This is a genomic window from Aquibacillus salsiterrae (assembly GCF_028416595.1).
GTDB classification, from domain to species: domain Bacteria; phylum Bacillota; class Bacilli; order Bacillales; family Amphibacillaceae; genus Aquibacillus_A; species Aquibacillus_A salsiterrae.
Genome location: NZ_JAMQKC010000044.1, coordinates 1 through 6,052 on the forward strand (window position 1 = coordinate 1; position 6,052 = coordinate 6,052).

Annotated in this window: 4 protein-coding genes and 1 pseudogene; 4 read left to right on the plus strand and 1 reads right to left on the minus strand. The window is 36.4% G+C overall.

Translation table 11 applies throughout. The annotated features are described in order from the left end of the window. From NC799_RS17965 to NC799_RS17975, 3 genes are all read left to right on the plus strand, one after another. The coding region (locus NC799_RS17965) for a hypothetical protein (protein ID WP_272447806.1) at positions 1-199 on the plus strand (199 nt) is incomplete at its 5' end. Then, on the plus strand, positions 168-923 hold the full coding sequence (locus NC799_RS17970; RefSeq protein ID WP_272447807.1) for a hypothetical protein: 756 nt from the start codon (positions 168-170) through the stop codon (positions 921-923). The genes NC799_RS17965 and NC799_RS17970, both read left to right, overlap by 32 nt. 125 nt (positions 924-1,048) lie before the next feature. Continuing rightward, positions 1,049-3,538, plus strand: a complete 2,490-nt coding sequence (locus tag NC799_RS17975; protein WP_272447808.1) for a BsuBI/PstI family type II restriction endonuclease — start codon at positions 1,049-1,051, stop codon at positions 3,536-3,538. A 600-nt stretch (positions 3,539-4,138) separates the two neighbouring features. On the opposite strand, the pseudogene NC799_RS17980 reads toward NC799_RS17975, so the two are convergent. Continuing rightward, positions 4,139-4,666 (minus strand): annotated as a pseudogene (locus NC799_RS17980) (transposase); the annotation flags it as partial. A 90-nt stretch (positions 4,667-4,756) separates the two neighbouring features. On the opposite strand from NC799_RS17980, the gene NC799_RS17985 reads away from it, so the two are divergent. Continuing rightward, entirely contained in the window at positions 4,757-5,641 is an 885-nt protein-coding gene (locus NC799_RS17985; RefSeq protein ID WP_272447809.1) for an ATP-binding protein, read from the plus strand. The last annotated feature ends 411 nt before the right edge of the window (positions 5,642-6,052 follow it).

A 6,052-nucleotide genomic window follows, 5' to 3' on the forward strand; every position in this document is an offset into this window, starting at 1 on the left:
TTGTTCTTTAAATTCTTTTGAAAATGATCTTCGTTCTCTTTTGGTCATCATTGATTCTCCCCCGACATTCATTGAATCAAGTTTATATGACCTTAACGAATCTGTCCAACTAAGTGTAACCTATCCAAATACCGCTCCACTAATAAAACTAAAAAGGAGAGGTTCTAATGGACATCATGACAATGCAAGAAAAGGTTAACTACGCTCAACAATTACGTGGGGAAAGCACGCGTATTTATCGAGAGCTATTAGATAATCACAGAGCGGAGAAAGGTAAAATTCTATCAGACCGTGAGCTAAGCGAGGAAGGCAAACAAGGACGCATAGCACGCATTAAGAATATCGACGAGGTAAAAATGGTACGTACCGCCGAACATTTACGCATGGAGCACGACGAGCCGCTCCGTCAACTTATCGAACAAGGCGAGGCGTTTATAACGTCTAATCTACCCGAGGTAAGTGAGACTAAGCGTAAGTTATTCGACCTTAAGGCTCAAGAGCTCGAGGGTCGCATCTTATTCGCTACCAATGCGGAGAACGCACGTAAGGCACTAGATGAGCTTATCAATGAAGCAAACGAGCCTGCTCTAGCGTCGGAGTTAAGAGCTAAAATGCCACAACTCGGGCAACACGTAGTTAATTTAGCAACAAATTCTACGGACCGTATGGCGTTAAATAAAGAAATAGGTAAACTTTTCCAAGTGGTAAGCAATCGGTCGTTACCCGAAGGAGCCGAAGAAGTTAGAAACCTAATGGACCAATCGAGAGCGTTATTAGAGGCTTCTATGACTTCGCAAATAGTTCATACGGCTATGAGAGAGATTTCGACGTTAGGAGCGAGTTATCTCGATAATACGGAGGAATATTTTGAGAAAAGGGCGGAGGTCGTAACCGAGATAGAAAGTAGTAATAAATCTTTATAATAAGTAAAAGTAACACATAAGGGAGCTCACTATTTATTGTGAGCCCTTTTTATTTTTAGCTAATTTCATTGATACGATAAAATGCTATAATAATTACAAAGATAATGATTTAAGTAGGTGTAATAATGAGGATACAACTAGAAAAAGAGACATCTCAATCACTTTTAGAATACATAGAGCTCCTCTCAATCGAAAAAAATAAAAGTGTGACCGAAAATGAGAAAAAAGAAAAAGGTCAATATTTTACCTCGGCAAATATAGCGGAGTTCATGGCGGGGTTAGTAGTATTTAATAAGAGAAATATGAAAGTATTAGATTGTGGAAGTGGAACGGGAATGTTAACCGCCGCACTAATACAGAGGATAGTACAAGAAGATAGAAGTATAAATATCGAGGTAGACCTATACGAAAACGATGAAAAAGTCTTACCTTTCTTAGAAAAAAGTATGGAGCTATGCCGTGAACAAATGGAGGCAAAAGGTAATAAGTTTACTTATTCAATTTTAAGTGATGATTTTATTATAAGTAATAGTTTTTTATTCGAGGACACTCTATTTACCATCAGTAAAAGCAATAAATACGACGTTGCTATTAGTAATCCGCCTTATTACAAGGTTAATAAAAATCACGAGTATTCCTCAATACTAAAAGATTATGTTCACGGTCAACCAAACGTATATTTTATGTTTATGGCAATAGCGGAAAAATTACTAGAAAATAACGGTCAACTTGTTTTTATTACTCCTAGAAGTTATTGCTCGGGTGCATACTTTGAAAAGTTTAGGTCAATCTTTTTTGAAAACATAGACCCCGACCATATTCACTTATTTACGTCTCGAAAAGGTAATTTTAAAGGAGAGAAGGTACTCCAAGAAAACGTGATACTAAGTGGTTTTAAAAGGAGTAAAATAGAGGAGTACATTACAATAAGTTCGTCTCTAACTTCCGAAATAAATGAAAGCTACCACCAAGAGACTTTTAAAAAATCTCTCGTTATTGACTCGACCGACCAAATTAACTTATTAAGACTTCCTACAAATATTGAGGAGAAAGAAACTCTAACTTTATTCGATAATTGGACGAATAACCTCTCGTTAATGAATATGAATATCTCTACGGGTCCCGTCGTTAACTTTCGAAATAAGGAGTTTATTACGGAATACAGAGAAAGCGAAACGTATCCTTTGTTATTTATGAAAAATATAAAAAATATGGAGGTAGTATTCCCGCTAGGAAAAGACGACGAAGGCATAACGCCCGACTCGGAGAAAAAGAAACTAGCGTTACCTTCAAATAATTACATTTTAGTTAAGAGGTTCACGTCTAAGGAGCAAAAGAAACGGGTCGACGTCGCTATTTATAACGCCTCTAAATTTGATTTTAAAATGGTAGGCTTAGAAAATCACTTGAATTATATTTATAAAGAAGAAGGAGCTTTAACGATTGAGGAAACATACGGAATAGCGGCATTCCTTAACTCTAACTTAGTCGATAAGTATTTCAGAATTGTAAACGGAAATACACAGGTAAACGCCTCCGATATACGTCCCTTACCATTTCCCGAATACGACTTTATAGTTGAGTTAGGAAAAGGTATTATACAGAACGAAATAGAATATAAAAACGTAGACGAATTATTAAAAAACTACTTTAAAAATAGAAAAGATAGAATGGGGGGAGAAAAAGTGGATAAAGAAGAACAAGCTCTCGACGCTTTAGTACAGTTAGGATTACCAAAAAAACAACATAACCAAAGGTCCGCATTAACTTTACTTGCGTTATTAAACCTAAAAGAAGATGACGCATGGGCTAACGCCCAAAAGCGTCTTTTACGTGTAGTCGATATTATGGACTATATGGCGGAGCACTATGATAAACAATACGCTCCAAATAGTCGTGAAACAATCCGACGACAAACTATACACCAATTCGAACAAGCTAACCTAATCGAGAGAAACCCCGACGACCCGACCCGACCGACAAATAGCGGGAATACTGTTTATGCAGTTACTGACGAGTTTTTAAGCGTAGCTCGAGCGTACGGCTCCGAAAAGTGGGAGGAAAAACTCTTATGGTTTAAAAATATATTCTCAACACTTACCGAGAAATACGAAAGAAAACGTAATATAAATAGAGTTCCGATTATGGTAAAAGATGACGTAGTGCTCTATCTATCGTCGGGAGAGCATAATATACTACAAAAAAACATAGTCGAGGACTTTGCCTCTATTTTCGCTCAAGGGTCCGAGTTACTATATCTAGGTGATACGGCTAATAAGTCGCTCGTCGTCGAGAATGAGAAACTAGATAAACTAAATATTCCTATCTCACACGACAAACTACCCGACGTCCTTCTTTACGACGAAAAGAAAAATTGGATATTTCTAATAGAGGCGGTAACGTCTCACGGACCGATAGGACCTAAGCGAGTATATGAATTAGAAAAAATGTTCGAGCGTTGTCCAGCGGGTAAAATATATGTTACGGCATTCCCTGATATAAGGACCTTTAAGCAATACGCCGAGGATATCGCATTTGAAACCGAGGTTTGGTTCGCTGATATGCCCGAACATATGCTACACTTTAACGGCGATAGATTTATGGGACCAAGATAAACTACGGATAGGAGCTACCGAATAGGGGCTCCGTTTTTTTTATTTTGACGAAAAGTATATTCCTATGCTATATTTTAAATGTACTTTCCGAATTCGCACGACCCTAATAGTATGCAACGCTGATTTATCGTTGATTTAACGGTCTGATTATCGGAATAGTACGTAACCATACGAATAGTGCGAATAACTAAAACGAAAAAACTGTATAGTAACGGGGCTAATAACGCCTCGGTGTACGATAAATTGTTCCGCCACGACTCAAAATCGTGTTCCTTCTGGAGTGTCGGTTCGACCCCGACCACCGGTATCATAAACCTAGTAATACCAAGACTTCAACGATAATGTTGGGGTCTTTTTTATTTGCGTTTAACACGACAAAAATAAGTAAAAATCGTATGCCTCGAATCGTGTGCACTAGGAGGTTATTTGTTGTGAAAAGACGTAAATAATTAACAGAAGAAGAATTAAAAATCATCAAGAAAACAATTAATGATGAAGAAGCATTTGAAAATTTTTTAGATATGAGTCAATCTCATAATTGCTCTTTTTAAAAATAAACAGACCTACAGAACTTTTAAAATGCATTTCTTAAAAATTTTCTTAAGCAGCTTGTTGCTGGTTTAACAGTGCATTGATACGATCTGCAGCCAATTTTGAAGCATTATAAATAAGCGTTACGATGTCAAAGTGAACCTTTGCGCGTTTTCCAGTACGATATCGAACATTGTTGAGTTGAAAAAATTCCTTGAGGTAGGCATTCACACGTTCTACAGCAGAGCGACGTTTGAACAGCGTTTGCCAAGTCTTCGAGCCACGGGCTGGTGCGGTATATTTCCTTAGATCCGTTGTTATTTTTACTTTATACACTTTTTGACAGATGCCTTCGTTAGCTAGTGGACAATCACTGCATTCTTTTGGTCTTGTATATTTCAACGTTTCGTATTTCGCATCAAAACTATCATAGCGATAGGAATGCTCTCGAAAACAAGTCGGGGCAAAGTGTTTGTCGAAGCCAATTGGCTCACTTTCATTTTTCTTATTGTAAGCAATGACAGATTGTTGTCCCATTCGATGCACTTGTTCATAGATTGGATCGTAGTCATAGCCGGCATCCATTGTCTGGTAGTGTCGGGTAATCTTTATGATTTTTATTTTAAAGTTATTGGAAAATTAACTGCTAATATTAATGTTCCATTTCATATTGAGGGCGACGAGCTTATGCGTCAGTCAGATACACGAGTGCACAAGGCATTAAGAGAGGCAGTGTTAAATACGTTAATACATGCAAATTACTTTGCAGAAGTAGGAATTGTAATAGAAAAAGAAAAAAGTTTCTTTCGTTTTTCTAACCCCGGGATATTAAGAATACCTTACGAAAAAGCGATTGAGGGTGGAAATAGTGACCCTCGAAACCCTTTTTTATTTAAAATGTTCTCCCAGCTCGGATTAGGAGAACGTTCTGGATATGGTTTAGAGAACATTCACACGACTTGGAGGCAACAGCATTGGAAAATGCCCGCTTTACAAGAGGAGTTTCAGCCCGAACGGACAACTTTGACCTTGTTAACAACTTCTTTATTACCAGACGACATTGTTAAGTTTATAAAGTTTAGCCTTAAAGATAGATATCATCTATTATCTCCTGATGAAGTGCTCATATTAGTTACTGCATACCAAGAAAAAAGTGTAACTAATGTTAGACTCCAGACCCTAACAAATAAATATGCACAAGATATTAATAAATTATTAACAAATTTTGTACACGAAGGTTTATTGGAAACTCAGGGAGCTGGAAGAGGTACAGAGTATATTCTTTCAGAAGTATTTAAACCATCGCAGGAAATTTTTGATTATATTCAGCAGAGTAACCACAGTGAAAAAAGTGAAATCCAAGGTAATCATGAAATTAACCTAGGGAATAAGGAGAAAATCCTAGGAAACTTTAGCGAGTCGTACAACCAGTTACTGGCAATTGCAAAACCAGCAAGAGAAAATGCTAGATTGAAACCTGTTATTATGAGGGAACTTATATTATCTTTATGTAAAGAACAGTTTCTTTCTCTTAATGAATTATCGGAGCTGCTTAATAGGGAAGCTAGTTGATTAAGAAAGAAATATGTTAAACCATTACTTAATGATAATAAACTTGAACTTAGGTACCCGAACGTTCCAAGTCATAGAAATCAAGCGTATAAAACTAAGTAGTACAAAATACTTACGAAAAATTATTATATAACCTAGGAACTAAAAGTTGTTATTCCTAGGAAAATGTTTTTAAATTTTTTACGCTTTAATTTTTTTATTAAATAAAGGCTTTAAACGATAAGTTTTTTTATTAGAAATCACTTTATATTATTGATTAACAATAATAAACTTAAAGTACCTAGCCCCCTCTGTTAGGATAGATGTCGTACGATACTTTAGTGTTATAGTTAAGTAAATAACACGGAGGTCGATTTAATATGACAGGGAGAAATAGAATACGATATTCACAGGAACAAAAAGAAGCTATTG